Origin of the sequence: Pseudomonas sp. B14-6, assembly GCF_013260315.1 — a bacterium.
GTDB classification, from domain to species: Bacteria; Pseudomonadota; Gammaproteobacteria; order Pseudomonadales; family Pseudomonadaceae; genus Aquipseudomonas; species Aquipseudomonas mandelii.
This window is the reverse complement of the sequence record NZ_CP053929.1, coordinates 479,402-503,923: the sequence shown is the minus strand read 5'-3', so window position 1 is coordinate 503,923 and position 24,522 is coordinate 479,402. Positions and strand designations below refer to the sequence as shown.

Here is a 24,522-nt window from a genome sequence, read left to right as displayed (position 1 = left end):
CTTGAGCAGCCGCGCTCGGTTCATCGGCTTCTTCGCCCTGTTGCGCCTGCTGGCCAACCTGCGGCTGGCGGCGGATATGGACGCGCTGGACGATGACGACATCGCCAGCGCCAATGCCTGCCCGGGACCGAAGTTGGCGTTTTGAACACCGCGGGCCTGTCGGCCGCATTATTGATATACCTCAAGGATTTTTCGTCGTTCAGGCGTAGAAAAGACTGACCGGGCGCTCACGGTCCGTCCTGTCTCACGCCCTTCACAGAGGACTTCATCATGAACGACTTGAGTCTGCGTAATGCCATCCTGGATGAACTGGAATTCCAGCCTGAAATCAATGCTGCGAACATTGGCGTGGCCGTGGACGATGGTGTGGTGACCCTCACCGGTCACGTTTCCACCTATGCCCAGAAAATCGACGCAGAGCGTGCCGTCAAAAGCCTCAAAGGGGTACGCGCGGTCGCCGAGGAAATTCAGATCCGCCCCGAGAAAGGCGCCGGCACGGCAGATGACACCATCGCCAGTCGCGCGTTGAAAATCATTAATTGGAGTTCCGACGTGCCCGAAGGCGACATCAAAGTCGTCGTGCAACATGGGTGGGTCACCCTGGAAGGCCAAGTGGACTGGCAATACCAAAAAGAAACCGCGGAACGGGCCGTGCGCAAATTGTCCGGCGTGCTGGGCATCGACAATCAGCTCGCCCTTCGTCCCCGGGTCGACGCCGGTAATATCCAGCGCAGCATCGAAGCGGCACTCAAGCGCAATGCCGAAGTAGAAGCCGAGGGGATACACGTCAAGGTCCAGGGCGATGTGGTGATACTCGAAGGCCGGGTCCATTTATGGCGCCAGCGTCAGGTTGCAGAACGGGCGGCCTGGTCAGTACCCGGTGTAAAAGAGGTGATCGATCACATACTGCTCGCCTGAGTCACGGCACCGGGGAGTGTGCGATCTCCCCGGGCCGCTGTATTGAGACTCAAAGGTCATTGTGGCTGGGCGCCGAGTGTCGCCATGTAACGAGCGACAGATTCGGTGTCCGCCTCAGACAGTGAATGATTCGACGACTTCATCGAGTCGTCACGGGGGCGCTGCTCCGTCTGCTGCAGCACCTTGATCTGGCGAATCGCATACTCCGCATGTTGACCTGCCACCCGGGGAATCCGACCATTGCCTTCCCCGCCAGCACCGTGACACGAACTGCACCGAGCGACGCCTGACTCGGGAATGCCATTGCCAAAGATGGATTCACCCCGGGCATCGGCGCTGTCGGCATCCGCCTTCATTGGACTTTGACGTGAAAAATAATCGGCCAGTTCGGTGATCTGGGTCTCGGTCAAATGATCAAACCCGCGCATGTACTGAGCCCCGGATGTATCGCTGCGCAGATGCCGCTTGAAGTCGCCCAGTTGCAGCTTCAGGTACTCTTTTTGCTGCCCGGCCAGCTTGGGAAACATCGGTGAGACGGACTCCCCCGTCAAGCCATGACACAAGGAGCAGATCTGATCCACCATGGCGACACCGGACATGGCTGACGCGTCTTGCGAGGTCTGCTCGTTGCTACTCGTGCAGCCCATCAACGTCACGATGCACATGGCAAGTAAACGATGTGATTGGCGGGGAGTACGCTTCATGTCACAGGCTTCCATGGTCTCACCCTCGATTCGACGATCAATACACGTCCGTCACACCTTGAAGGCTGTCGGAGCGACCCTCTGAATTGAGCTTAGCCAGAGGCCGCCCGTTACAGGTCAATGACAACGAACCGTTCAGCCTGATTCGAACTAAAGGCCATCGCTTCGCCTTATATCCCGTGTGCCGGGAACGCTGTCTCAAACACCATCGCTCAAGGCATTGCCCCCTTTGTTGATCAAACTCAATCATTTGTCTGAATCGAGGTGTTGGAATACCCACCAGACGATAAAGCATCTGATGGAAGACGCACGCCAGGCCTGTGGCAGTGACCTGACTCAAGGGGATAACCGTCATGAACACCCCCTCCCACGACTCGCCGGACAGGGATGGCTCTCCTCGACACATCGACGTGGCCACCATCGCACCGCTCCTGCGTCAATACGCAGAACCCCTGCCGACGCGGGACTCATCGACCTTTGGTGAAATGTTCGATCGCTACGCCGATGCCCGTGTCGTCATGATCGGTGAGGCCAGCCATGGCACCCGCGACTTCTATGAAACCCGGGCAGCGATCACCCAAAGGCTGATTGAACACCACGGGTTCAACATTGTGGCGGTGGAAGCCGACTGGCCGGACGCCGGCCATGTCGACCATTACGTCCGGGGCCTGGCCCGTTCGGCGTGGAAGCGCCACATTTTCAGCCGTTTTCCGACCTGGATGTGGCGCAATGCCGAGGTGAGGTCATTCGTCCATTGGCTGCATCAATTCAATCACTCACTCGCCCCTGAACGTCGTGTCGAATTCCGTGGCCTCGACATTTACAGCTTGCGCAACTCCATTCATGAAGTGCTGCGCTACCTGGACCAGGTCGACCCGCAGTTGGCCCACGAAGCGCGGCGGCGTTATGGATGCCTGACGCCGTGGCAGGATGATCCGGCGCTGTACGGTCACTTCGTCGAACGCGGCGGCCTGATGCCCTGCGAACAGCCGGTGGTCGAGCAACTCAACGCCATGCTGGCCAAACAACTGGCCGGGCTCGTGCGGGATGATGAAGGGTTCTTCAATGCGGCGCAAAACGCCCGGGTGGTGCAGGCAGCGGAGCAATACTACCGCGCGATTTATCGAGGCTCGACGGCCTCGTGGAATCTGCGCGACCGGCATATGTTCGACACCCTGCAGCGGCTGCTTGAGCACCGGGGGCCCCACGCCAAGGCCGTGGTCTGGGCGCACAACTCCCATATCGGCAATGCGGCCGCCACCGAAATGGGCTGGAAGGGCCAGTTCAATATCGGTCATCTATGCCGCAGTGCCTATGGTCGCGAGGTCGTGCTGATTGGCATGAGCACCGACCGGGGCCAGGTGGCGGCGGCCGATGACTGGGACGGCGACCTGCTCATCAAGGACATCAGGCCCTCGCACCCGGACAGCTGGGAGCATCAGTTTTTCAAAGCCGGCATTCCAGCGTCGTTGACCGACTGGCGAGACCCGCGCCGCAAAGAACTGCGTCGCGTCCTGAGCAAGCCATTGCTGGAGCGGGCCATCGGCGTGATTTATCGTCCTGAAACCGAGCGTCGCAGCCATTACTTCGAGGCGGCGCTGGCCGACCAGTTTGACGCAATGATCTGGATCGAACAGACCCGCCCCGTGACCGCACTGGCGCTGCCGAAAGGCCAGGCGATCGAACCGGAGGACGAGACCTTTCCGTTTGGTTTGTGAGGCGCAACAAGGTCGATGAAAGCGGCGCCCCTGCGAGGTGCCCCTTTTTCAAAGACTCAGGCGCTTGGCCAATTCAACACTGGGCACCCACAGCGCGTTGATGCAGCTGTCCTCGTCCTTTTCCGTCACCGGCTCAAGGGCCAAAGGATCAAGCAGGCGCCAGTTGACCATCGCCATCCGCGCAATGCCGTTTTTGTCGAGGAGCGAATTCGCCAGACATTCACACAAGGACTGAGGCAGGGCTCTTGTGAGGGAATCGATGTCGGCATTCTCAAGCTCGATCTCAAAACGCGCTGTGCACCTGCCTGCCAAGTCTTGCGCCGCCTGGGAGGCGAAGTGAGACACCGTAAAGTATCCCGCCGTCAGCCCCATCAGGATCGCCACCAGGAAGGTTGCCTCACGTTTCCAGGAACGGGGACCCGGCCAGCGCAACTGCCCGAGTGCCGTCCCTCTGCCTTGGGTCACGTGAACCCCGCTGCTGACGAGTTTGTTGTCTGTCATGACCGTATCTCTCGCCCATGTTTATTAAAACAATGACGCCGATCAGCAAATGCCGTTTGATCTTGATCAACTTGAGTGCAGTTGTGTCCTGTCTTCTCGTCTTGCACGGTGCCAATGCCTGCACAGCTTGCGCAGCTCGCTGAACCAGAAGACCAGGCTCGCCATTGCCAGACAAAGACCCCACTGGCTGAGCGTCAATGCACTCGTGCCGAACGCCTTGTTGAGTGGCGCCCAGTGCACCACTGCAATCTGCAAGACCATGGCCAGGACGATGGCGCCCCAGAGCCATCGATTGGCGAACAGGCCGATAAACGCACTGGTTGATTCAGAGCGCGCGTTCAACGCGTTAAACAGCTGCGCCAAAACAAGGACGGTAAAAGCGCCCGTGCGTGCTTCCTCCAGCGACGCATCCCCCGGTATCAACCCTCCCGGCAGCATCCAGTCGACCGTTAACAAACTCGCCAATGCCATGACCAGCCCCACCTCGAACACCCCCACCCACATGCGTGTGTCGATGATGCGGTCCGAAGGCTTGCGCGGGCTGCGTGTCATGACATCCTCGCTATGCGGATCAAGGCCCATGGCGATGGCCGGTGCCGCATCCGTGACCAGGTTGATCCACAGAATCTGCGTGGCCAGCAGCGGCAGGATGATCCCGCCGTTCTCATCCACCAGGCCGATGACGCTGGCCCCCACAACGGCGAGAAAGACCGTCAGCACCTCGCCCATATTGGAAGACAGCAAGTAACGAAGAAACTTGCGGATATTGTCCAGAATCCCGCGGCCTTCACGCACGGCCAATACGATGGTCGCGAAGTTATCATCGGCCAGGATCATTTTTCCCGCCTGCTTGGTCACCTCCGTTCCGGTGATGCCCATGGCAATGCCGATGTCGGCTGACTTCAGTGCCGGAGCGTCATTCACACCATCGCCGGTCATCGCCACCACATGCCCCTGCGCTTGCAGCGCATCGACAATCCGCAACTTATGCGAGGGCGCCACACGGGCATAGACCGAGGTCGACCGGACCGCCTCGGCCAGGGCCGCATCGTCCAGCTTATCCAGATCGGCCCCGGTCAACGCCCCGGCACCGGCCTGGATGATGCCCAGATCCTCGGCGATGCGCGCTGCCGTTCGCGGATGGTCACCGGTGATCATAATGATGCGGATGCCTGCCCGATGAGCTTCGGCAATGGCCGGCGCGACTTCTTCACGCGGCGGGTCACTGATGCCGACCGTACCGATGAAAACAAGGCCGGCCTCAAGGGGTTCACCGCTCGTGACCTCCTCGCCAGCGGCCAAGGGACGGTACGCCACGGAAAGCGTGCGCAATCCCACGCCCGACAACTCATTCACATCAGCCACGGCTTTTGCACGCAGGTCGTCGGTGAGTGGCACGACATCCATGCCGACCTGGACTTGTGTGCAATGCTGGAGGAGCACATCGGGCGCGCCCTTGCTGATCAGCAGCCGCTCGTCGTTGTGCTCATGATCGATGACCAGGGCCGACATCATTTTTCGATCAGAGGTAAAGGGTATTTCAGCCACACGCTCGAAGCGGTTCACGCTGCGTGCCGGCGCATCGAGCTTGCGCTCCGCCACCAGAAAGGCACCCTCGGTCGGATCGCCTTGAACCACCCAGGTGCCGTCTTCCTGCTGCGCCAGCACGGCATTGCCAGCCAAGCTGCCGCCGCGCAATAACAGCACGTTTTCGCTGTGCACTGGCCCCCCACTCAGGGGCAGGTCCTGGTGATGAATCTGCCCTTGCGGGGCGTAGCCGACACCGCTGACCACTCCTTTACCCGACGCAGTCATGGTTTGCTGGATGGTCATTTCGGAACGGGTCAGCGTGCCGGTCTTGTCGGTACAGATGACCGATGCAGACCCCAGGGTCTCCACTGAAGACAGTCGCTTGATGATGGCTTTGCTGCGCGCCATGCGCAGCATGCCGAAGGCGAGCACCAGTGACAGAACGGCAGGCAGCCCCTCTGGCACCGCCGCCACCGCCAGGGACACACCCAGCAGCAAAACCCGCAGCACATCGTCGACCGTCTGAATGTCAGTGAGCATCAGCACGGCCACGACGACCACCGTAGCGATCACCAGAACCGCAATGCCGAGCATCCGCCCTATGGCGCGCACTTCCTTTTGCAGAGGTGTGACCTCTTCAGGCGTGACATCCAGCAGATGAGCGATGGCCCCGACTTCAGTCGCCATACCGACCGCCGTGACCATGCCGACTCCCGTCCCCTGGGCGATGGCTGTGCCCTTGAAAATCATATTGGAGCGCTCCGCCAAAGGCACCTCGGTGCTTGAACACGCGGTATTTTTCGACACCGCTTCACTCTCTCCGGTCAGTGACGCTTCCAGCACGCGCAATTCATTGGCCTGGATGAGGCGAGCATCGGCGCCCACCGAGTCGCCCTCGGATAACACCAGCAGGTCACCGATCACCAGTTGCTGACTGGGGATTCGCGTCAGGGCCCCGTCGCGGATGACGGAAGAAGAGGTCTGGGTCAGGTTGGCCAACGCCGCAACAGCTCGCTGTGAGCGGGTTTCCTGGAAAAACCCCAGCAACGCATTAGCCAGCACAATCAGCGTGATCACCAACGCATCGACCGGCCATTCCTGACGGTCCATCAGCAACCAGATGGCCAGGGTGATGCCCACCGCGACAAGCAGCAGGTACACCAGCGGATCTTGAAACTGCCGCAGAAGATAATGCCAGGCGGGCTTGACCGGCTGGGTCCGTAACTCATTGGGTCCGTCACGACTCAGACGGGCCTGGGCTTGCGCGCTGGACAAGCCCACGCGCAGATCAGCGTCCAGCTCGCGGACAAGCGTTTCGACGTCTTCGAGGTGGGGAGAAACGATACGGTGCTTACCACTCTCAACTGCGCGATTCATTTGATCCCCTTTTACAACGGAGCGTGCGCCGTTGATCCATTGATAGCGTAACGAACGCGAATGCACCGAAATGATAGGTGACGATAACCGGTTGAGTGCGTTGTGCAGCATTCCCTGAATGAGCCGCTGCATTAATCGCTTGAGCAACATCAACAAATGGCCGATCTGCATCGGGTATCTTGGCGTGACTTTGCGCCCTGAGGATTCGCCATGCCTTCTACCCCCACCGAAGTGGACGTCGCAATTATCGGCGGTGGCCAGTCCGCACTCGCCGTGGCTTACTTTCTGCGCCGAACAGGGCGTTCGTTTGTGATTATTGATGCCGAAGCCGGGCCGGGCGGCGCCTGGCGGCACGGCTGGCATTCCCTGCGACTGTTTTCACCCTCGACCTGGAGCTCCATCGCCGGCTGGATGATGCCGCCGGTCACGGACGGCTACCCAAGCCGCGACAACGTCCTCGATTACCTGCGCGAGTATGAGCAACGCTACCAATTCCCTACCGCGCGGCCCTATTGGGTGAACGCTATTGAACGCCGGGATAATCGGCTGCTCGTCAAGACCGAGAGCCTTAGCTGGCTGGCCCGCACGGTGGTTAGCGCGACGGGCACCTGGCGCCATCCCTTCCTGCCTCACTACCCCGGCAGTGAAACCTTTACCGGCCAGCAAGTGCATTCGGCCCACTACGTCGACGCCAAACCGTTTGCCGGCAAAAAAGTCCTGGTGGTGGGCGGTGGCAACTCCGGTGCCCAGATCCTCGCTGAAGTCTCGCAAGTGGCCGACGCCACCTGGGTCACGCCGCAGCCGCCACAGTTTCTCGCCGATGACGTCGATGGCCGAGTGCTGTTCGAACGCGCCACCGAACGCTGGAAAGCCCAACTCGCCGGCACCGTCATTGAACAACCGGTCGGTGGCTTGGGCGATATCGTGATGGTGCCGCCCGTCGTCGAAGCCCGGGAGCGCGGTGTACTGCACGCGGTCCGGCCGTTTCTGCGCTTTACCGACACCGGCGTGGAGTGGGCCGATGGCTCGCAAACGCCGGTCGACGCGGTGATCTGGTGCACCGGTTTCCGCCCTGCCCTCGGCTATCTGGGATCACTGGGCGTGTGCACCGCCGATGGGCGCGTGGCCGTCGAAGGCACGCATTCCATTCAAGAGCCGCGCTTGTGGCTGGTGGGCTATGGCGACTGGACCGGCGCCGCTTCCGCGACACTGATTGGCGTCACGCGCACAGCACGCAGCACCGTGGAAGAAATCGACAGATTTTTAACCGAGCATTGAATCCAGGGGTGATCGCCGCGATGGGGCGATTCATCCCCCAGGGTCCTTCGTCAATAACTCGCCGACGCCGGCAAAACTGTTTCCCCTGTCTCTGACTTAAATCAAAGACGGGCAGCCCGTTCACGCCGACATTTAGAGCCAGTATTCGCACCAGCGCATTCGCGGTGAGTGCAGAGGACTCTCGTCTCGTCTCGTGGAGGCTGACATGGCTACCCAACTGCAAGGCACTCAACCGATCATCCCACCGACGGTCCCCCATCCGTTGGCGGGCAGCTTGCGAAAGGTCGAGCCCAAACGACTTTCCCTGAGTTTGCTGATCGCGCTGGTGGTCGGTTCGATGATCGGCAGCGGTATTTTCAGTCTGCCGCAGAACATGGCGGCCAGTGCCGGAGCCGGGGCGATTCTGATTGGCTGGCTGATTACCGGCGTGGGCATGCTGTCCCTGGCCCTGGTCTACCAGACCTTGTCCAACCGCCAGCCTGCCTTGGACAACGGAGTGTTTGCCTATGCCCGCGCCCTGGGCGGCGAATTCCTCGGCTTCAATTCCGCCTGGGGCTACTGGATCAGCGCCTGGATCGGCAACGTCAGTTACCTGGTGATTCTGTTCGCGGCGCTGAGTTACTTCTTCCCGCTGTTTGGTGAAGGCAATAACAAAGCGGCCATTGCCGGAGCGTCCGTGGTGCTGTGGTCGTTGCACTGGATGATCCTCAGGGGCATGCGTACCGCGGCGCGGGCCAACGCGTTGACGACGATCGCCAAAATTGTGCCGTTGCTGCTGTTTATCGGCCTGGTGATCGCGGCCTTTCAGAAAGAAACCTTCTCGGTCGACTTCTGGGGTTCGTCGGCACTGGGCAGCACGCTTGATCAAGTCAAAAGCACCATGCTGGTCACCGTGTGGGTGTTCATCGGGATCGAGGGCGCCAACGTGTTTTCCGCCCGAGCCGCAGAACGGGCCAACGTTGGTCGTGCCACGGTCATCGGTTTTGTCATCACCCTGTTGCTGCTGATCGCGGTGTCCCTGTTGTCGCTGGGCATTCTCAGACAGCCAGAACTGGCGGCGCTGAAAAACCCGTCGATGGCGGGCGTGCTTGAGGCGGCGGCCGGGCCATGGGGCGCGGTGCTGATCAGCATCGGCTTGATTATTTCGGTGGGCGGTGCCCTGCTCGCCTGGACGCTGCTGGCAGCCGAATCAGTGTTCACACCGGCCAAGGAAAACGTCATGCCGGGGACACTCGCCGTGGAGAACACCCAAGGCGTGCCGGCCCATGCGCTGTGGATCACCAACGGCTGCATTCAACTGTTCCTGTTGCTGACGCTGTATTCGAGCGCCACTTACCTCGCGCTGATTTCCCTGGCCACGTCGATGATTCTGCTGCCGTACCTGTTCAGCGGTCTGTACGCGCTGAAATTGACCTGGCAGGGCCAGACCTACGCCGGTCACAGGGGCCTGCAACTGCGCGACATGGCCATCGCCCTGGTCGCCACGCTGTATTGCACATGGCTGCTGTATGCCGCCGGGCCTAAATACATGCTGCTCAGCGCGTTGCTTTACGCCCCCGGCTCGTTGATTTACCTGGTCACGATGAAGTCTCGCCAGGGCCAACCGCTCAGCGGCCCTGAAACCGGGCTGTTAATCATCATCTGGACGGCGGCCGCCTTTGCCGGGTGGATGCTGTGGTCCGGGACGCTGGCCTTGTAACGCAAGGGACTGCTGAGTGTTTTCCGGGTGGAATGCAGCGAGGGATGTTCAGTCCACCCTTCAATCCCAAGAGGAGTATTGAAAATGAGCAATTCCGTGAAAAAAATGCCGATAAAGACTGAGGAAAAAGGGAATCAGCCCTCCGTCACGACAGACCTTTGGAGACCTCTGGAAAAACTCCGGCAGCAGGTGGATCAACTGTTCTCGGACTTTGGTCACGGCCGGGGGCTATCCCCCTTCAGTCGTGGGCTGTTCGATGTCGAGCCTTTATGGTCGCAGGAGTTGACGGTCCCTAGCCTGCCGGCCGTGGACATCACCGAGAAAGACAAAAGCTACGAAATCACCGCCGAACTGCCCGGCATGGATCAGAAAAACATTGAGATCAAACTGTCCAACGGCAGCCTGATCATCAAAGGGGAAAAGAAAGAAGACAAGGAGGAAAAACGCAAAGGCTATCACCTCAGTGAGCGCCATTACGGCTCCTTCGAACGGGTGTTCAGCTTGCCCAAAGGCGTCGATGCCGAGAAGATCGACGCGAGTTTCAGCAAAGGCGTGCTGAGCATCTCGCTGCCGAAAAAGCCTGACGCGATGAAAGCGGACAAAGTCGTGCCGATCAAGGGCGAGTAAGTCCCGAGCAGCCCTCGCCCCCTGGCCGGAAAACCGGCCAGGGGGCTTTTTATCAGGACGATGAACTTGAAGACGGATCGATGGGCGTGAGCTCGACGCTGTCACGGTACTCCGGCACCGACACCGACCAACCCAGCTCCAGGCTGATGCGCCGGCGCAAGACATCCGAGGCATTGGGCTCGCCGTGCACCACATAGGTGTGTTTCGGCGGCCGCTTGAACCCGCGCAACCACTCGATGATCTCGTCGGCGTCGGCGTGCGCCGACAGGGTTTCCATCGGCACCACCTCGGCCCGGATTGGCACCTCCTTGCCGTGGATACGCACCGAAGGCGCACCGGCGATGATCTGCGCACCGCGGGTGCCGCCGGCCTGAAAGCCCGGGATCAGCAGGGTATTGAGCGGATTGGGCGCCAATGCCTTGAGGTGGTGCAGCACCCGTCCTCCGGTCGCCATGCCGCTGGCGGCGATGATCACCGCCGGGGTGCGTTGCTGATCCAACTCGATCGAGTCACGGGTCGCCCGCACAAAATGCGTGCCCTGGCACATGCCTTCGCAGTCCTCCAGCGACAACCGGTGCTCACTGCGAAAACGCTGATACAAGCGCGTGACATCCGTCGCCATGGGGCTGTTGAGGTAGATCGGCAGGTCCGGGATCGCGTGCTGCTGTTTGAGTCGGTACAAGTGATACATCAACAACTGCGCTCGCCCGACCGCAAACGAGGGCACCAGGGTGATGCCATGGCGCAACGCGGTGCGGGTGATGACCTCGGCCAGTTGCTTCTCCGGCGACTCTTCAGGGTGCCGACGGTCACCGTAGGTCGACTCTATGAGCAGGTAATCGGTCTGTTCGATGGTTTCCGGGGCGAACATCAACGGATCGTTCGGCCGCCCCAGGTCCCCGGAACACACCAGCGTGATGCCATCGGCGACGATTTCAACGGTCGCGGCGCCCAGGATATGCCCGGCCCCGCGCAACAGAATACTGAGCCCCGGAACAATCGTGACCCGGTGATGCAACTCAACCGGATGCAACAGCTTCAGTGCGCGTTCGGCGTCCTGCTCGGTATAAAGCGGCAAGGCCGGGGCGTGTTTGGAAAAGCCGTGTCGATTGGCGAATTCGGCCTCTTCTTCCTGCAAGCGACCACTGTCTCGCAGCAGGATTTTGACCAGTTCACAGGTGGCGGGCGTGGCATACACCGGGCCGCGATAACCATTGCGCGCCAGCACCGGCAAGTAGCCGCTGTGATCCAGATGGGCATGGGTCAGCACGATGGCCTGGAGGTCGCGAACCGGCAGCTGGAAAGGGTCCCAGTTGTGCAAGCGCAGTTGCTTGTAGCCCTGGAACAATCCGCAATCGATCAGCACATGTTGATCGCGATGCTCCAGCAAGTACTTGCTGACCGTGACGGTGCCCGCAGCACCAAGAAATGTCATTCGCATGGCCGTCTCCTTGAACATTCATGGAAGCGCTATTGATCGCTCCTTTCGGCTCAAGGGCAGTTGATTTTTATCAACTGTGGCGCAACGGGTGGCCGTTCAGTCGAGCCAGGGGCGTGGCTTGACGAACATCAAACTGCACGGTGCGCGGTTCAATACGCTCTCGGCGGTACTGCCGATGAACCGGTCAACCCCATGGCTATAGGCCGTCCCCAGCACCACCATGTCGAATGCGTGCCGTTTGGCGAACAGCCCGATGACTTTGTGCGGAATGCCGGTCAGCAGGTGTCGGTGTTGTCTGTCGATGCCATAGCGTTCGGCAAGCGCCTCGAAGGCCTCCTCCTGGGCATCGTTGACCGCATCTCTGAGGCTGTCATTCAGACTCAGCGTCGGCACACTCATCGTTGCGTCGCCCACCACCGACCAGCTGCTGACGTTGAGCAGTTGCACGGTTGAGCCACAGGAGGCCGCCAGCGTCGAGGCCAGGTCGAGAATCCGGTCGTTGAGACCCTGCGTCAGTTCCTCCAGATGGGACAGATCGATGACCGCAAGAATGTTCAACGGCTTGGGATTCCTGGCCTCGGTGACCAAATGCAAATGGGACGGGCAGTCGCGCAGCAACAGCCAGTCCAGTGGCCGATGGAACGCGCGGTCGAGTGCCGGTACATGGTGGGTGTCCTTGATCACCAGGTCCGGATGGAAATCGTTGACGTACTCAAGCACGTTCGCCCGGCTGGATTTGGCCCAGACCACTTCAGTGGTCACTTGCAACCCGATGCACCGCTGGAACCGTGCCTGCTGCTCCAGCCAGTGACGGTGCACTTGCAAATAGCCTTCCCGCGCCTGAGCCATCGCATCGTGGTCAAACAGTCCGGCAACGGCCAGCACCTGCACATAGTCGAAGGCAACGATGTGCAGCAAGGCACCGGTGGCACAGGCCAGTGCATGTGCGCGGTCGAATGCCGGGGTGCGGACCATCTCGGAAGGGGCAATCAATAAGATACGTTTGATATTCAGCATCACCTACCTCGTCCTGGGATCGACCTATTGCCTTACCGCAAACCCGATTCCTGTCGGCGTTTGTGCAGCTCTACAGGCTGATGGCGGCTGGAAAGCTGTTGTTTGAGTATCAGGCGTTATCCCGTGGTGGCTCTGATCTTTGTCAACTAATGGAAGGCTTTCGGCGGGCGTCCCCATCGACTTCGGGCGCACAGAAGCATTGTTGATTTAACTCAATGATTTTTTGTCGCTCAGGCGTAGAAAACACTGACCAGACTCACGGTTGCGCCATCCCCGCCGCGGCCCCTTCTCTGAGCCACGTCCATGAAAAAAACCCACCAATGGAACCTGTCTTACTTCGCCATCGCGTTTGTCGTGCTGACCCTCGTTCAGTTTTTGTTTATCGAACGGCGTGTGGTGCAGAGCATTCCGTACAGTCAGTTCCTGCAACTGCTGAGCGAACAGAAAGTCAGCGATTTGCGGATCGAGAAAGACCAGATCAGCGGCAAGCTTCAAGAGCCCATCGACGGACGCCTCCAGTTCTCGACGGTGCGGGTCGATCCAGCACTGGCGAGCGACCTCGCGCATTCAGGTGTCGGCTTTACCGGCATCAATGAAAATACTTTCCTGAGTGGCCTGCTGGGCTGGCTGTTGCCCTTTGTGCTGATCATGGTGGTCTGGCATTTCCTGTTTCGCGGGCTGGCGGAAAAACAAGGCATGGGCGGGCTGATGAGCATTGGCAAGTCCCGCGCCAAAGTGTTCGTCCAGCGCGATACCGGGGTGACCTTCGCCGATGTCGCCGGCATCGATGAAGCCAAGGCCGAACTGGTGGAAATCGTTTCATTCCTCAAGGACAAGGCCAAATACTCACGCCTGGGTGCGCACATTCCCAAGGGTACGTTGCTGGTCGGCCCGCCCGGCACTGGCAAGACGCTGGTGGCTAAAGCGATCGCGGGTGAAGCCGGTGTGCCGTTCTTCTCGATCTCGGGGTCTGAGTTCGTCGAAATGTTCGTCGGCGTCGGCGCCGCCCGCGTGCACGACTTGTTCGAACAGGCTCGGGAAGCGGCGCCCTGTATCATTTTCATCGACGAACTGGATGCCTTGGGCAAAATGCGTGGCGTCGGCGCATTTGGCGGCAATGATGAAAAAGAGCAAACCCTCAATCAATTACTTGCCGAACTGGACGGATTCGATCCGCGTGAAGGCGTCGTTCTACTCGCCGCGACCAATCGCCCGGAAATTCTCGACCCCGCCCTGCTGCGAGCGGGTCGGATCGATCGCCAGCTGCTGATTGATCGCCCAGACCGCAAAGGCCGTCAGGCCATCCTCAAGGTTCATCTTCAAAAAATCGTCGTGGAACCCACGCTGGATAGCGAGCAGATTGCCGACATCACCACGGGCTTCACGGGCGCTGACCTGGCCAATCTGGTCAACGAAGCGGCCATCGTCGCTACGCGCCGCGGCGCTGATGCGGTCAATCTTGCAGACTTCACCGCAGCGGTGGAACGCATTGTCGCCGGGGTCGAGCGCAAGAGCAGCGTGTTGCGTGCCGACGAGCGTCAGGTGGTGGCCTATCACGAGATGGGGCATGCCCTGGCCGCCAGCAGTCTGCCGGCCATGGACCCCGTGCATAAAGTCTCGATTGTGCCCCGGGCCATTGGCTCGCTGGGCTATACACTGCAGCGCCCCACTGAAGATCACTTCCTCATCAGCTGCCAGATGCTCAAGGACCGGATTGCCGTGCTGATGGCCGGTCGAGCCGCCGAATTCCTTGCTTATGGCCAGATCTCCACCGGCGCGGCCGACGACCTGGCCCGCGCCACCGATATTGCTCGTCAATTGCTCACCCGGTTTGGCATGAGCGCCGAACTGGGTCTGGCGGTGCTGGAGCGAAAAACGGCCACCTACCTTGGCGACAGCATGCAGGGCGTCAGTGAGAAAGACTATTCGGAACAAACCGCCAGGGAGATCGACCTGGGCATCCGCGCCCTGCTCGACGAAGCCTACACCCGGGCCAAGGCGTTGCTGCAGAGCCGCCGCACCGATCTGGACGCCGGGGCCCGTCTCTTGCTGGAGAAAGAAACCTTGACCCCTGAAGAGTTCCCCCCGCTTCAGCCCATGAAGCCGGTCCTGACACTCCCCCTCGCCGTGACACTGCGCGATCGCTAGAGGTTCGCCATGCTGGCAGTCACGCTGATCAATACACTGGTGGTGATCATCGTCGTGGTCATCCACTACGAATGCCTGTTACGCCTGAACGACTGGCTGCCCCGCCTGAGACTCTGGAGCCGCTTCAGGATCGTCGTCGGGGTATTCGGTGCCCTGTTTGCCCACGCAACAGAAGTCTGGTGCTTCGCACTGGTCTATTACCTGATGGTGCGTTCCGGCGAATGGGGCACCTTGACGGGTAACTTCGATGGCTCGTTCATGGACTGCGTGTATTTTTCCTTCACCACCTACACGACCATCGGCTTCGGCGATATTTCACCGGTGGGCAACCTCAAATACCTGACCGGCCTGCAAGCCTTGACCGGTCTGGTACTCATCACCTGGACGGCGTCCTTCCTGTTTCTTGAAATGCAGAAGTACTGGAAGCGCAAATAGCCGGCCCGAAGGCACGCAGCCCTCCCGGGGCCTCTAGACCGCCAGCACGTTGCACGGCACCTGATACAAAATGTGCTCGGTGGTGCTGCCCAGGAGCTTGTCGACGCCGGAGGACTGGACCTTGCCCATCACGATCACATCCACCTCGTGTTCGTGGGCAAATTCACTCAACGCCTTGACCGGATGGCCGGACACCAGGTGACGACGATCCGCAGGCACACCGTATTGGCCGGCGAGTTTCACGAAGGCTTGCTGCAGGTCCTTGCGCAGTGCTTTGGTCAGGTCCGCCAGGGTCAATCCATCCATGTCCGCCAGAAAGGCCGCCGAAATGTCACAGGCGTACAGCAAATGCAATTCGGCATCGCACTGGATGGCCAGGCTGTTGGCCTGCCTGATGATGCGGTCGTTCAGCGTATTGTCGGGGGACTCGGTGTCGGACACTTCCACCGCGGCCACGATCTTGCGCGGCCAGCCGTCGCCGCGCCCGCCCACCAGATACACCGGCATCGGACAGTGGCGCAGCAAGTACCAATCCAGCGGGGTGAAAAAGGCGCGCTTGAGCGCTGACTCGTGCTGCACCTGCTTGATCAACAGGTCGGGCTGCATTTCCGTGACATGATCGAGGATGTCTTGCTCCATATCCTCGGCCCAGGCCACCTCCGTGGTCGCATCGATGCCCTCGCAACGCAGCGTCTCGGCCTGCACCTGGAGCCAATCACGATGGTCTTGCAGGTAGCGCTGACGGGCCTGTTCCCGATCACCTTCCTCCAGCAGCGACAACAATTTGAACGAAGGAATGAAAGCGGCGATATGCAGGCTCGCGCCGCTGGCCCTGGCCAATGCCGCCGCGTGTTTGATCGCCGGGGAATGGCGCAGGGCCGGGTTGATGATGAGTAACAAGCGTTGATACTGGCTCATGATGTGACTCCCGTCAGGTGAACATTCGACACGCACCGCGGCGCGGCAAGACTCAGGGATTTGCCGGCGTCCATTGCCAGTTCAGCACCTCGGGCATGTCTTGCCCGTGCTCGATGAGGTAGAGCTTGTGCCGCTCCATCGTCGACCAGTAGCGCGACCGCTCGGTTTGCAGTTGATCGCGCAGCCGCGGCACCCGCTCGACGACGTCCAGCGCCAGTTGATACCGATCCAGATTGTTGATTACCGCCATGTCGAACGGGGTGGTGGTCGCGCCCTCCTCCTTGAAGCCCCGGACGTGGAAATTGTCATGATTGGTGCGTTTGTAGAGCAGGCGGTGGATCAGCGCGGGATAACCGTGGAAGGCGAAAATCACCGGTTTGTCGACGGTGAACAGCTCATCAAACGCCGAGTCCGACATCCCGTGGGGATGCTGATAGGACGGCTGCAACACCATCAAGTCGACCACATTGACCACCCTCACCCGCAAGTCCGGCACGTACTCGCGCAACAGCGTCACGGCGGCCAGGGTTTCGAGGGTCGGCACGTCACCGGCGCAGGCCATGACCACGTCGGGGTCGTCATCGTTCTGGCTGGCCCACCCCCAGCGACCAACGCCGGCCTGGCAATGGCAAATGGCGGCATCGATGTCCAGCCACTGCCATTCCGGTTGTTTGCCGGCGACGATGACGTTGATGTAATTGCAGCTCTTGAGGCAATGGTCAGCCACCGACAACAGGCAATTGGCGTCGGGCGGCAGGTAGATGCGCACCACGTCCGATTTTTTGTTCGCCACCAGATCGATGAACCCGGGGTCCTGATGAGAGAAGCCGTTATGGTCCTGACGCCAGACATGGGAGGTCAGCAAATAATTGAGCGAAGCAATCGGTTTGCGCCACGGCACTTCGCTGGCGGTTTTCAGCCATTTGGCGTGCTGATTGACCATCGAATCGACGATATGGATGAACGCCTCGTAACAGGACAGCAGGCCATGTCGCCCGGTCAGCAGATAGCCTTCGAGCCAGCCCTCGCACACCTGTTCGCTGAGGATTTCCATGACCCGGCCATCGGCGGCCAAATGGTTGTCGTCCGCCTCCAGTGGCGCCATCCATGTCTTGGCGCTGACCTCGTAGACCGCGTCCAGCCGGTTCGAGGCGGTTTCATCCGGGCCGAACAGGCGAAAGTTGTTCGAGGCCAGGCTGTTTTTCATCACGTCGCGCAAAAACGTGCCCAAGACGCGCGTGGCCTCGGCGCGCAGGCTGCCGGGAGCCTCGAGTTTCACCGCGTAGTCGGCAAATCGCGGCAGGTCCAGCGGTCGCAACAACGCGCCGCCGTTGCCATGGGGATTGGCACTCATGCGCCGATGCCCGGTCGGTGCCAGCGCCGCGATGTCGGGCAACAACGCACCATTGGCATCAAATAGCTCATCGGGACGGTAACTGTGGAGCCATTCCTCCAGTTGCCGCAGATGGATCGGTTGCTGGAAATCGGCCAAGGGCACCTGATGCGCACGGCAGGTGCCTTCGACACGATGGCCATCGACGAATTTCGGCCCGGTCCAGCCTTTGGGGGTGCGCAACACCAACATCGGCCAAAGCGGCCGCTCTGGCGCCTCCGATGACCGAGGCTGGCGTGCTTCGCGCTGGATCTCGCGGATTTTCAGCACCATCGTGTCCAGCGTTCGGGCCAGGGCCTGATGCACCTGCGCCGGCTCATCACCTTCAACGAAATACGGGTCGTAGCCATAGCCATACATCAGCGCCGACAGCTCATCCTCGCTGATTCGGGCCAGCACCGTGGGGTTCGCGATTTTGTAACCATTGAGGTGCAGGATCGGCAATACCGCCCCGTCACGCGCCGGGTTGAGAAACTTGTTGGAGTGCCAGCTCGCCGCCAGCGTGCCGGTTTCGGCTTCACCGTCGCCAATCACGCAGGCGACGATCAAATCGGGATTATCGAACGCCGCGCCATAGGCGTGGGCCAGGCTGTAACCGAGTTCGCCGCCTTCGTGGATCGAGCCCGGAATCTGCGCCGACACATGGCTGGAGATTCCGTAAGGCCAGGAAAACTGGCGGAACAGACGAACCAGGCCGTTGGTGTCGCGCTCCACCGAGGGGTAACACTCGGTATAGGTGCCTTCCAGGTAAGTCTGCGCCACCACGGCGGGGCCGCCGTGACCAGGCCCTGCGACGAACAGCATGTTCAAGTCGTACTGTTTGATCAGCCGGTTGAGGTGCGTATAGATCAGGTTCAGCCCCGGCGTTGTGCCCCAGTGACCGAGCAAACGCGGCTTGATGTGCGCCAGGGTCAAAGGCTGGTGCAGCAGCGGGTTGTCCTTGAGGTAGATCTGCCCGACGGCCAGGTAATTGGATGCCCGCCAATAGGCGTCCAGCCCCTCCAGTTGCTCATCACTGAGGAAATCGCTCATGAAGTTCTCCTTAAAAGATCCGACCGGCCGGCAATCCTTGACCAATTCTGGGAGTCTGGAACGCTCAAGACTTGATTTACATCAAGTATTACCGTCGGCGCTCAAGTTGAAGGGCGTTGAAATGCCATGAAAATCAAACCGTAAGGGACGGTTTTCCCCGTTCGTCGATTACCCCGTCAAACATTCGAATGAACCCTCCCCCCGATGGCTCACCAACTATGCTTAAACGACTCCCAGACGGCGTTCCTCTCATGCCTGAAATTCGTCCACTGCAAGTTCATCACCTCAAGTCTGCGTGTTCCAGCTGCAGTGTGTTGGAGTTGTGTCTTCCCATTGGCATGACCGGAGAGGAGGTCGAACGGCTCGATACGCTGATCGTGCAACGCTTCAAGGTCAAAAAGGGCGCCGCGCTGTACCGCACCGGTGACCCTCTGCGTTCGCTTTACGCAGTGCGTATCGGCTCATTCAAGACCTGCGTGGTGTCCGTCGATGGCCGTGAACAAGTCACCGGGTTTCACATACCCGGCGAAATGCTCGGTCTGGATGCCATCAGTGCCGATGCGCACGCTTGCACGGCGTTTGCCCTGGAGGACAGCGAAGTCTGCCCCATTCACTTTGCGCAGCTGGAAAAACTGGCGCAAACCCTGCCGTCGTTGCAGCACAACCTCAACCGGCTGCTGAGCCGCGAAATCGTGCGCGATCACAGCATGCTGATGTTGATGGGCAACATGAACTCTGATGAGCGCCTGGCGGCTTTTTTGCTGAACCTGTCCCAACGGTTCAGCATCCGTGGCTATTCATCCAAGGAGTTCGTGCTGAAAATGCGTCGCGAAGAAATCGGCTCCTATCTTGGGCTACGCCTGGAAACCATTTGCCGGGGCATTGCGCACCTGCGGGACCAAGGGCTGGTGGAAATCGCCGGCCGCGACGTCAAGATCCAGGACATGGAAGGGCTCAAGCAGATGGTCGCCGGCTGTCATCGCCAACCTCGCTGATTTCGCCCGCCTGGAGCTTCGTCATGCGCGCCATGGTTCTGACTACTCCCGGCCAACCGTTGCAATTGCAAGAACGTCCCATCCCGATACCTGGCCCACATCAATTGCTGCTTAAAGTGCTCGCCTGCGGCGTATGCCGCACCGACCTGCACCTGGTGGACGGTGAATTGCCGCAAGCCGTGCTGCCACGGGTACCCGGCCATGAAATCGTCGGCGAAGTCACGGCGGTGGGCAGCGAGGTCGCGCCCGACTGGATCGGCCGGCGGGTAGGCGTTCCGTGGCTGGGCTGGACCTGCGGTGAATGCGCGTTCTGTACTTCGGGCCGGGAAAACCTTTGCGACCACGCGCAGTTCACCGGTTGTCACCTGGACGGCGGTTATGCCGAGTACACCGTGGCCGACCAGCGCTTCTGTTTCCCCATTCCCGAGGTGCTCTCGGACCTCCAGGCCGCGCCATTGCTGTGTGCCGGGCTGATCGGCTTTCGCGCGTTGCAAATGGCCAAGGGCGCTCGGCACCTGGGCCTTTATGGCTTCGGGGCCGCCGCGCATCTGGCGATTCAGGTGGCGCGGGGCCGGGGTCAACGGGTATCGGCCTTCACTCGACCTGAGGACAGCGAAGGCCAGGCCTATGCCCGGTCACTGGGCGCCGAGTGGGCCGGCCCGTCGGACCAGCCTCCGCCGCACCTGCTCGATGCCAGCCTGATTTTCGCCCCCGTCGGTGCGCTGGTGCCGCTGGCACTGGCCGTCACTGCCAAGGGCGGCTGCGTGATTTGCGCCGGTATTCACATGAGCGACATTCCCGCGTTCCCTTATCGGCTGCTGTGGGGCGAACGCAGCGTGCGCTCGGTGGCCAACCTGACCCGTGAAGACGGCACCGCGTTTTTCGAAGAACTGCAACACACGCCAGTGCATTGCGACGTCACCCGTTTTGCCCTGGAAGACGCCAACCAAGCGCTCGCCTGTTTACGGGCCGGGCAGTTCAAGGGTGCCATCGTGCTCACCCCCTGACGTTCGACCTGACGGCCAGAATGCTGCCCGGCACCGAGTACAGCGCCCGCTCGGTGTTACTGCCGATCAACCGGTCGATCCCCACTCTGTGCTCCGTGCCCATCACCACCACATCCGCCAGGTAGTGCTCGACGAATTCACTGATCACCGGCACGGGCAGGCCCATCACGAAATGCCGCCGCTCTGGCGGTACACCGTAGCGATCCGCCAGGGCGACAAAGGCCTGGTGCAAGGATTGGCGCAGTTCCTCGATTAAATCCACGTCCCAGCCACCGCTGGCCAACGGCGCATCGCCGTTGAACGCCGGTGACAAGTCGTAGGCGTAAAGCAGGTGCAGCGGAGCGTCGCATTGCAGGGCCAGGGCGTTCGCGGTCTGGATGATCGTGTCATTCAAGCCATTGATTTGCGTCGACGGGTCGAACGGGTCCACCGCCGCCACGACCCGGTGCGGCAAGCCGTAACGCGCCTGGTTGACCAAGTGCACGGGCACCGAGCACTCGCGCAGCAAGTGACAATCGAGCGGTGTGATGAACACCCGTTTGAGCAACGGTTCGAAGGTGACATCCTTGATCAGCAGATCCGGCTTGAAGTCTTCGACCGTTCGCAGAATGTCCAGCAGCGGATGGGTGGTGAACACCACCTCGACCGTTGCGTCCAGCCCCATCTCGTTGAGCCGTTCGACTTCATCGGCGGCCCAACGACGGTAGCGGCGCAAATAGCCCTGATAGCGTGCGTCGTCGATTTTGTCTTCCCACACATGCACCACCGGCGCCGGCTCGACAAAGGCCCGCACCGCCAGTTCGGCCCCGCTCGCCCTGGCCAGCGCGACGGCCCGCAACATGGCGGGGGACTGATGCAGGGTTTGGTCGGCGATCAGCAACAAACGTTGATATTGGCCCATCACACACCTCGGCTCGACACCGGTCATCAAACGCCGGCAAGTGTCCAAGACTGCGCTCCTCGCCCCCTCCTCCCGCTTGATTTACATCAAACATGGGCCAATCAACGCCTGCCGTCGCGACTCTCTGATCCAGATCAGATTCAGGCGCCGCCAACGGCGTAGAAAGGAAGTCACCGAACGGCTCGTCATCGTGCCGCACACCTTTCAAACCGGATGGAGGAATACCCCATGCTGACTGTCAAAGACCACAATGACCGAGCCGCTGCGGCCTATGCCGCCGTCACCGGCAAATACTGGATCGAAGCGCTCAAGGACGGGCGTCATGTGCTGATCCGGCCACTGGCGGAAAAAGACCGCGAACGTGAACGCGCGTTTATCAAGCGCCTGTCGCCCGAGTCCCGGCATATGCGCTTTCTCGCACAGATCAACGAACCCGGCACGGCGATGCTCGACCAGCTGATGGACACCGATAACAAACAGCGCACGGCTTTCATTGCGCTGGTCCACGAAAATGGCCAACTGATCGAGATCGGTGTCAGCCGCTATGCCGCTACGGGGGAACATGAATGTGAATGCGCCGTGACCGTCGCCGATGAATGGATGCACCTGGGCCTGGGCACCTTGTTGATGGAGCATTTAATCAAAGCCGCGCGCAAGAACGGTTTCCGCCAGATGTATTCGGTGGACGCCGCCAGCAACACGCCGATGCGTGACCTGGCCAAAGCGCTGGGTTTCGAAACACACAACGATCCTGATGACACGCGTCAGGTCATTCACCGTCTAGCCCTGTAAAAAATCGTCCCGCGATGTTCAGGCCAACGGTTCATCGCGGGACGATCCAGCCTTCAGGATTGTAAAACCCGGCCCGGCTTGATGGCCAATACGCTGCAAGGTGCCCGATGCAACAGTTGCTCGGCCGTGGTCCCCAACAGCTTGTTCAGCCCCTTGTGCTGCACCGTCCCCATCACGATGACATCGGTGCGGTGCTCAGCAGCAAAATCACAAATGCTCGTCAGCGGCACGCCCTCGATGAAATGGCGATTTTGCGGCGCTACCCCGTGGCGTTCGGCAATCGCCGCAAACGCTTCGTGCTGGGCGCTGCCCAGGGTTTCATAAATCCCGACGGCCAATGGCAGCGCGCCAAAGCCAATGTCCTGGGCATACACGGCCGTCCAGTCATACACATGCACCAGCTCAAGGGTTGCACCACACACGGAGGCCAGCTTCGCTGCGGCGTCGATGATCTGGTCGTTGAACACGTGGTCCTGGTCCTCGCTGCGCAACACATCGATGATGGCCAGCACGTTGTGCGGCTTAGGGTTGACGGCGTTGGTCACCAGGTGCACCGGCACCGGGCAATCGCGCAACAACTGCCAGTCCAGCGGCGTGAAAAACACGCGCTTCAAGGCTGACTCTTCCTGCGCATCCTTGATGATCAACGCCAAGGACATCTCGTTGACGAAATGCAGGATCTCCTCATACGGATGCTGCACCCAGACCACCTCGCTGGTGACCTCGACGCCGTGCTTTCTCATCAGCGCGGCTTGCTCGGCGAGCCATTCCCGATGGGTTTGCAAATACCCGTCACGGGCCAGGCTGATCTGTTCGGGGGCGAACAACCCCGCCACCGCCAGGGCCTGCAAATAATCGAAGGCGACGATGTGCAAGGGCATCTGCATGGCCAGCGACAACGCGGCGGCACGGTCGAAGGCCGGCGTGTGGGTCATGTTTTGGGGAGCGATTAACAGTAAACGCTGAGTCTGCGACATGGGGCACCTCGGCACGTGGTCGTATCAATGGAATGAACAGGTATTCAGAGTGAGCGTTCCTGCTTCGGGCAACTTGATCTTTATCAGCTATAACGCGCGTTTTTGATGCCCGTTGCGTCCGTAAAAGTTGATTTTGATCAACAGATTCCCGGCCCCTTCCTCTTAGCCTGAATCAAGGCCTGATGCGTCCAGGGCTACATGGGAGGGGGCAATGATCGATTATGACCAGCAGGTGTTGGCAAGAGCATGGGACGCTGCGACTAACCCGGTGTTGATCACCGAGCGCACGGGGTGCATCGTCTGGATCAATAATGCGTTCTGTCGCTTGAGCGGCTATTCCAAGCCGGAGCTGGTGGGGAAAACCCCGCACCTGCTGTCTTCCGGTCGACAAAGTTCTACCTTCTACCGAGACCTGTGGCTGACGATTCTGGCGGGCCTGCCCTGGCAGGGCGAAATGGTCGAGCGACGCAAGGACGGCGCCAGCTGCACGGTCAATCAGATCATCACCCCCGTGCTCGACCCTCATGGCGTGGTGACGCATTTCATCGCCATCCTGCACAATTTCAAGGTCACGGATGAAGAACGCGCCAACATGCAGCAACTGGCGTTCCATGACGCCCTGACTGGATTGCCCAACCGCAGTCTGTTTCTGAACCTGCTCAATCAGGCGATCAACCACGCCACCAAACACCAGCAGTCACTGGCGTTGATGTTTATCGACCTGGACCACTTCAAATCGGTCAACGACACGTTGGGACACGCCTGTGGCGACAAGCTGCTGGTGGCCGTCGCCGAGCGCCTGGGCCAGTCCGTGCGCAGGTCTGACGTGGTCGCTCGCTTGAGTGGCGACGAGTTCGCAATCCTGATCACGTGCATGGAACAAGCCGACCAGCTTGAAGCCCTGGCCAACAAGCTGATCGCCGCGATCGGTGAGCCGTTCATGATCGATGCGCACCGCATCAACACGGCCATCAGCGTCGGGATCAGCCTGTTTCCTGCCAATGGCGCGAGTGTCGAAGACCTGCTCGAACAGGCTGACGGGGCCATGTACCTGGCCAAGCGAGCCGGTGGCAACGCCTGCCGCTTCAAACGACTGTCGCCCGATGACTAGATC

21 protein-coding genes are annotated in these 24,522 nt (G+C 60.3%); 12 read left to right on the top strand and 9 right to left on the bottom strand.

What is annotated here, in order from left to right; genetic code table 11:
* The first annotated feature begins 1 nt into the window (after window position 1).
* Both HP062_RS02315 and HP062_RS02310 read left to right on the top strand, forming a co-directional pair.
* Complete coding sequence (locus tag HP062_RS02315) at window positions 2–145, top strand: hypothetical protein (protein ID WP_154504316.1); 144 nt, start codon at window positions 2–4, stop codon at window positions 143–145.
* Between the two features lie 125 nt (window positions 146–270).
* On the top strand, window positions 271–918 hold the full coding sequence (locus HP062_RS02310) for a BON domain-containing protein (RefSeq protein WP_077749865.1): 648 nt from the start codon (window positions 271–273) through the stop codon (window positions 916–918).
* A 56-nt stretch (window positions 919–974) separates the two neighbouring features.
* On the opposite strand, the gene HP062_RS02305 is transcribed toward HP062_RS02310, so the two are convergent.
* Window positions 975–1,622, bottom strand: coding sequence for a c-type cytochrome (locus HP062_RS02305; protein WP_172790742.1), 648 nt, complete (start codon window positions 1,620–1,622; stop codon window positions 975–977).
* A gap of 353 nt (window positions 1,623–1,975) precedes the next feature.
* Between HP062_RS02305 and HP062_RS02300 the strand changes: the two genes are divergently transcribed.
* Window positions 1,976–3,340, top strand: coding sequence for an erythromycin esterase family protein (locus HP062_RS02300; protein ID WP_083377027.1), 1,365 nt, complete (start codon window positions 1,976–1,978; stop codon window positions 3,338–3,340).
* A 48-nt stretch (window positions 3,341–3,388) separates the two neighbouring features.
* On the opposite strand, the gene HP062_RS02295 is transcribed toward HP062_RS02300, so the two are convergent.
* Together HP062_RS02295 and HP062_RS02290 are read right to left on the bottom strand one after the other, a co-directional pair.
* A complete protein-coding gene (locus tag HP062_RS02295; protein ID WP_172790741.1) occupies window positions 3,389–3,841 on the bottom strand; it encodes a hypothetical protein in 453 nt (150 codons plus the stop codon).
* A gap of 66 nt (window positions 3,842–3,907) precedes the next feature.
* Complete coding sequence (locus tag HP062_RS02290; RefSeq protein ID WP_256666074.1) at window positions 3,908–6,748, bottom strand: cation-translocating P-type ATPase; 2,841 nt, start codon at window positions 6,746–6,748, stop codon at window positions 3,908–3,910.
* Window positions 6,749–6,958: 210 nt separating this feature from the next.
* On the opposite strand from HP062_RS02290, the gene HP062_RS02285 reads away from it, so the two are divergent.
* The 3 genes from HP062_RS02285 (at window position 6,959) to HP062_RS02275 (ending at window position 10,352) form a co-directional block, all read left to right on the top strand.
* Entirely contained in the window at window positions 6,959–8,026 is a 1,068-nt protein-coding gene (locus tag HP062_RS02285) for an ArsO family NAD(P)H-dependent flavin-containing monooxygenase (protein WP_172790739.1), read from the top strand.
* Between the two features lie 205 nt (window positions 8,027–8,231).
* Window positions 8,232–9,725, top strand: coding sequence for an arginine-ornithine antiporter (arcD, locus tag HP062_RS02280; RefSeq protein WP_077749859.1), 1,494 nt, complete (start codon window positions 8,232–8,234; stop codon window positions 9,723–9,725).
* A gap of 84 nt (window positions 9,726–9,809) precedes the next feature.
* Window positions 9,810–10,352 (top strand): Hsp20/alpha crystallin family protein, encoded by a 543-nt coding sequence (locus tag HP062_RS02275; protein WP_010459321.1) that lies wholly within the window; start codon window positions 9,810–9,812, stop codon window positions 10,350–10,352.
* A 52-nt stretch (window positions 10,353–10,404) separates the two neighbouring features.
* Here HP062_RS02275 and HP062_RS02270 read toward each other — a convergent pair whose 3' ends face one another.
* Both HP062_RS02270 and HP062_RS02265 read right to left on the bottom strand, forming a co-directional pair.
* Window positions 10,405–11,793, bottom strand: a complete 1,389-nt coding sequence (locus HP062_RS02270; RefSeq protein ID WP_256666073.1) for an MBL fold metallo-hydrolase RNA specificity domain-containing protein — start codon at window positions 11,791–11,793, stop codon at window positions 10,405–10,407.
* Window positions 11,794–11,889: 96 nt separating this feature from the next.
* Complete coding sequence (locus HP062_RS02265) at window positions 11,890–12,810, bottom strand: universal stress protein (RefSeq protein ID WP_172790737.1); 921 nt, start codon at window positions 12,808–12,810, stop codon at window positions 11,890–11,892.
* 303 nt (window positions 12,811–13,113) lie between these two features.
* Between HP062_RS02265 and ftsH the strand changes: the two genes are divergently transcribed.
* Together ftsH and HP062_RS02255 are read left to right on the top strand one after the other, a co-directional pair.
* On the top strand, window positions 13,114–14,958 hold the full coding sequence (gene ftsH / locus HP062_RS02260; RefSeq protein WP_010459316.1) for an ATP-dependent zinc metalloprotease FtsH: 1,845 nt from the start codon (window positions 13,114–13,116) through the stop codon (window positions 14,956–14,958).
* 9 nt (window positions 14,959–14,967) lie between these two features.
* Complete coding sequence (locus HP062_RS02255) at window positions 14,968–15,393, top strand: potassium channel family protein (RefSeq protein WP_010459314.1); 426 nt, start codon at window positions 14,968–14,970, stop codon at window positions 15,391–15,393.
* A 33-nt stretch (window positions 15,394–15,426) separates the two neighbouring features.
* Here HP062_RS02255 and HP062_RS02250 read toward each other — a convergent pair whose 3' ends face one another.
* Together HP062_RS02250 and HP062_RS02245 are read right to left on the bottom strand one after the other, a co-directional pair.
* The gene (locus HP062_RS02250; RefSeq protein ID WP_077749857.1) at window positions 15,427–16,311 is read right to left on the bottom strand and encodes a universal stress protein; all 885 of its coding nucleotides are present in this window, start codon (window positions 16,309–16,311) and stop codon (window positions 15,427–15,429) included.
* A gap of 52 nt (window positions 16,312–16,363) precedes the next feature.
* Complete coding sequence (locus HP062_RS02245) at window positions 16,364–18,736, bottom strand: phosphoketolase (RefSeq protein WP_172790736.1); 2,373 nt, start codon at window positions 18,734–18,736, stop codon at window positions 16,364–16,366.
* A 251-nt stretch (window positions 18,737–18,987) separates the two neighbouring features.
* Here HP062_RS02245 and fnr point away from each other — a divergent pair, with 251 nt between their 5' ends.
* Both fnr and HP062_RS02235 read left to right on the top strand, forming a co-directional pair.
* Complete coding sequence (gene fnr / locus HP062_RS02240) at window positions 18,988–19,731, top strand: fumarate/nitrate reduction transcriptional regulator Fnr (protein WP_102593859.1); 744 nt, start codon at window positions 18,988–18,990, stop codon at window positions 19,729–19,731.
* Between the two features lie 23 nt (window positions 19,732–19,754).
* Complete coding sequence (locus HP062_RS02235; RefSeq protein WP_172790735.1) at window positions 19,755–20,738, top strand: zinc-dependent alcohol dehydrogenase family protein; 984 nt, start codon at window positions 19,755–19,757, stop codon at window positions 20,736–20,738.
* Here the strand turns inward: HP062_RS02235 and HP062_RS02230 are convergent.
* Window positions 20,728–21,639: a universal stress protein gene (locus tag HP062_RS02230; RefSeq protein ID WP_010459308.1), complete on the bottom strand. Its 912-nt coding sequence runs from the start codon at window positions 21,637–21,639 to the stop codon at window positions 20,728–20,730. The genes HP062_RS02235 and HP062_RS02230 overlap by 11 nt on opposite strands.
* Before the next feature lie 228 nt (window positions 21,640–21,867).
* Here HP062_RS02230 and HP062_RS02225 point away from each other — a divergent pair, with 228 nt between their 5' ends.
* Window positions 21,868–22,431 (top strand): GNAT family N-acetyltransferase, encoded by a 564-nt coding sequence (locus HP062_RS02225; protein WP_077749854.1) that lies wholly within the window; start codon window positions 21,868–21,870, stop codon window positions 22,429–22,431.
* 53 nt (window positions 22,432–22,484) lie between these two features.
* Here the strand turns inward: HP062_RS02225 and HP062_RS02220 are convergent, their stop codons facing one another.
* Window positions 22,485–23,408: a universal stress protein gene (locus HP062_RS02220; protein ID WP_010459306.1), complete on the bottom strand. Its 924-nt coding sequence runs from the start codon at window positions 23,406–23,408 to the stop codon at window positions 22,485–22,487.
* 211 nt (window positions 23,409–23,619) lie between these two features.
* On the opposite strand from HP062_RS02220, the gene HP062_RS02215 reads away from it, so the two are divergent.
* Window positions 23,620–24,519 carry a diguanylate cyclase domain-containing protein gene (locus tag HP062_RS02215; RefSeq protein WP_172790734.1) on the top strand — a complete coding sequence of 300 codons (900 nt, stop codon included), beginning with the start codon at window positions 23,620–23,622 and terminating at the stop codon, window positions 24,517–24,519.
* Window positions 24,520–24,522: the final 3 nt, after the last annotated feature.

What these genes read in the sequence shown, in the direction of transcription:
- HP062_RS02310 (WP_077749865.1), top strand. Translation starts at nt 271, where the DNA reads ATGAACGACTTGAGTCTGCGTAATGCCATCCTGGATGAACTGGAATTC.
- HP062_RS02305 (WP_172790742.1), bottom strand. Translation starts at nt 1,622, where the DNA reads ATGAAGCGTACTCCCCGCCAATCACATCGTTTACTTGCCATGTGCATC.
- HP062_RS02300 (WP_083377027.1), top strand. Translation starts at nt 1,976, where the DNA reads ATGAACACCCCCTCCCACGACTCGCCGGACAGGGATGGCTCTCCTCGA.
- HP062_RS02295 (WP_172790741.1), bottom strand. Translation starts at nt 3,841, where the DNA reads ATGACAGACAACAAACTCGTCAGCAGCGGGGTTCACGTGACCCAAGGC.
- HP062_RS02290 (WP_256666074.1), bottom strand. Translation starts at nt 6,748, where the DNA reads ATGAATCGCGCAGTTGAGAGTGGTAAGCACCGTATCGTTTCTCCCCAC.
- HP062_RS02285 (WP_172790739.1), top strand. Translation starts at nt 6,959, where the DNA reads ATGCCTTCTACCCCCACCGAAGTGGACGTCGCAATTATCGGCGGTGGC.
- arcD (WP_077749859.1), top strand. Translation starts at nt 8,232, where the DNA reads ATGGCTACCCAACTGCAAGGCACTCAACCGATCATCCCACCGACGGTC.
- HP062_RS02275 (WP_010459321.1), top strand. Translation starts at nt 9,810, where the DNA reads ATGAGCAATTCCGTGAAAAAAATGCCGATAAAGACTGAGGAAAAAGGG.
- HP062_RS02270 (WP_256666073.1), bottom strand. Translation starts at nt 11,793, where the DNA reads ATGCGAATGACATTTCTTGGTGCTGCGGGCACCGTCACGGTCAGCAAG.
- HP062_RS02265 (WP_172790737.1), bottom strand. Translation starts at nt 12,810, where the DNA reads ATGCTGAATATCAAACGTATCTTATTGATTGCCCCTTCCGAGATGGTC.
- ftsH (WP_010459316.1), top strand. Translation starts at nt 13,114, where the DNA reads ATGAAAAAAACCCACCAATGGAACCTGTCTTACTTCGCCATCGCGTTT.
- HP062_RS02255 (WP_010459314.1), top strand. Translation starts at nt 14,968, where the DNA reads ATGCTGGCAGTCACGCTGATCAATACACTGGTGGTGATCATCGTCGTG.
- HP062_RS02250 (WP_077749857.1), bottom strand. Translation starts at nt 16,311, where the DNA reads ATGAGCCAGTATCAACGCTTGTTACTCATCATCAACCCGGCCCTGCGC.
- HP062_RS02245 (WP_172790736.1), bottom strand. Translation starts at nt 18,736, where the DNA reads ATGAGCGATTTCCTCAGTGATGAGCAACTGGAGGGGCTGGACGCCTAT.
- fnr (WP_102593859.1), top strand. Translation starts at nt 18,988, where the DNA reads ATGCCTGAAATTCGTCCACTGCAAGTTCATCACCTCAAGTCTGCGTGT.
- HP062_RS02235 (WP_172790735.1), top strand. Translation starts at nt 19,755, where the DNA reads ATGCGCGCCATGGTTCTGACTACTCCCGGCCAACCGTTGCAATTGCAA.
- HP062_RS02230 (WP_010459308.1), bottom strand. Translation starts at nt 21,639, where the DNA reads ATGGGCCAATATCAACGTTTGTTGCTGATCGCCGACCAAACCCTGCAT.
- HP062_RS02225 (WP_077749854.1), top strand. Translation starts at nt 21,868, where the DNA reads ATGCTGACTGTCAAAGACCACAATGACCGAGCCGCTGCGGCCTATGCC.
- HP062_RS02220 (WP_010459306.1), bottom strand. Translation starts at nt 23,408, where the DNA reads ATGTCGCAGACTCAGCGTTTACTGTTAATCGCTCCCCAAAACATGACC.
- HP062_RS02215 (WP_172790734.1), top strand. Translation starts at nt 23,620, where the DNA reads ATGATCGATTATGACCAGCAGGTGTTGGCAAGAGCATGGGACGCTGCG.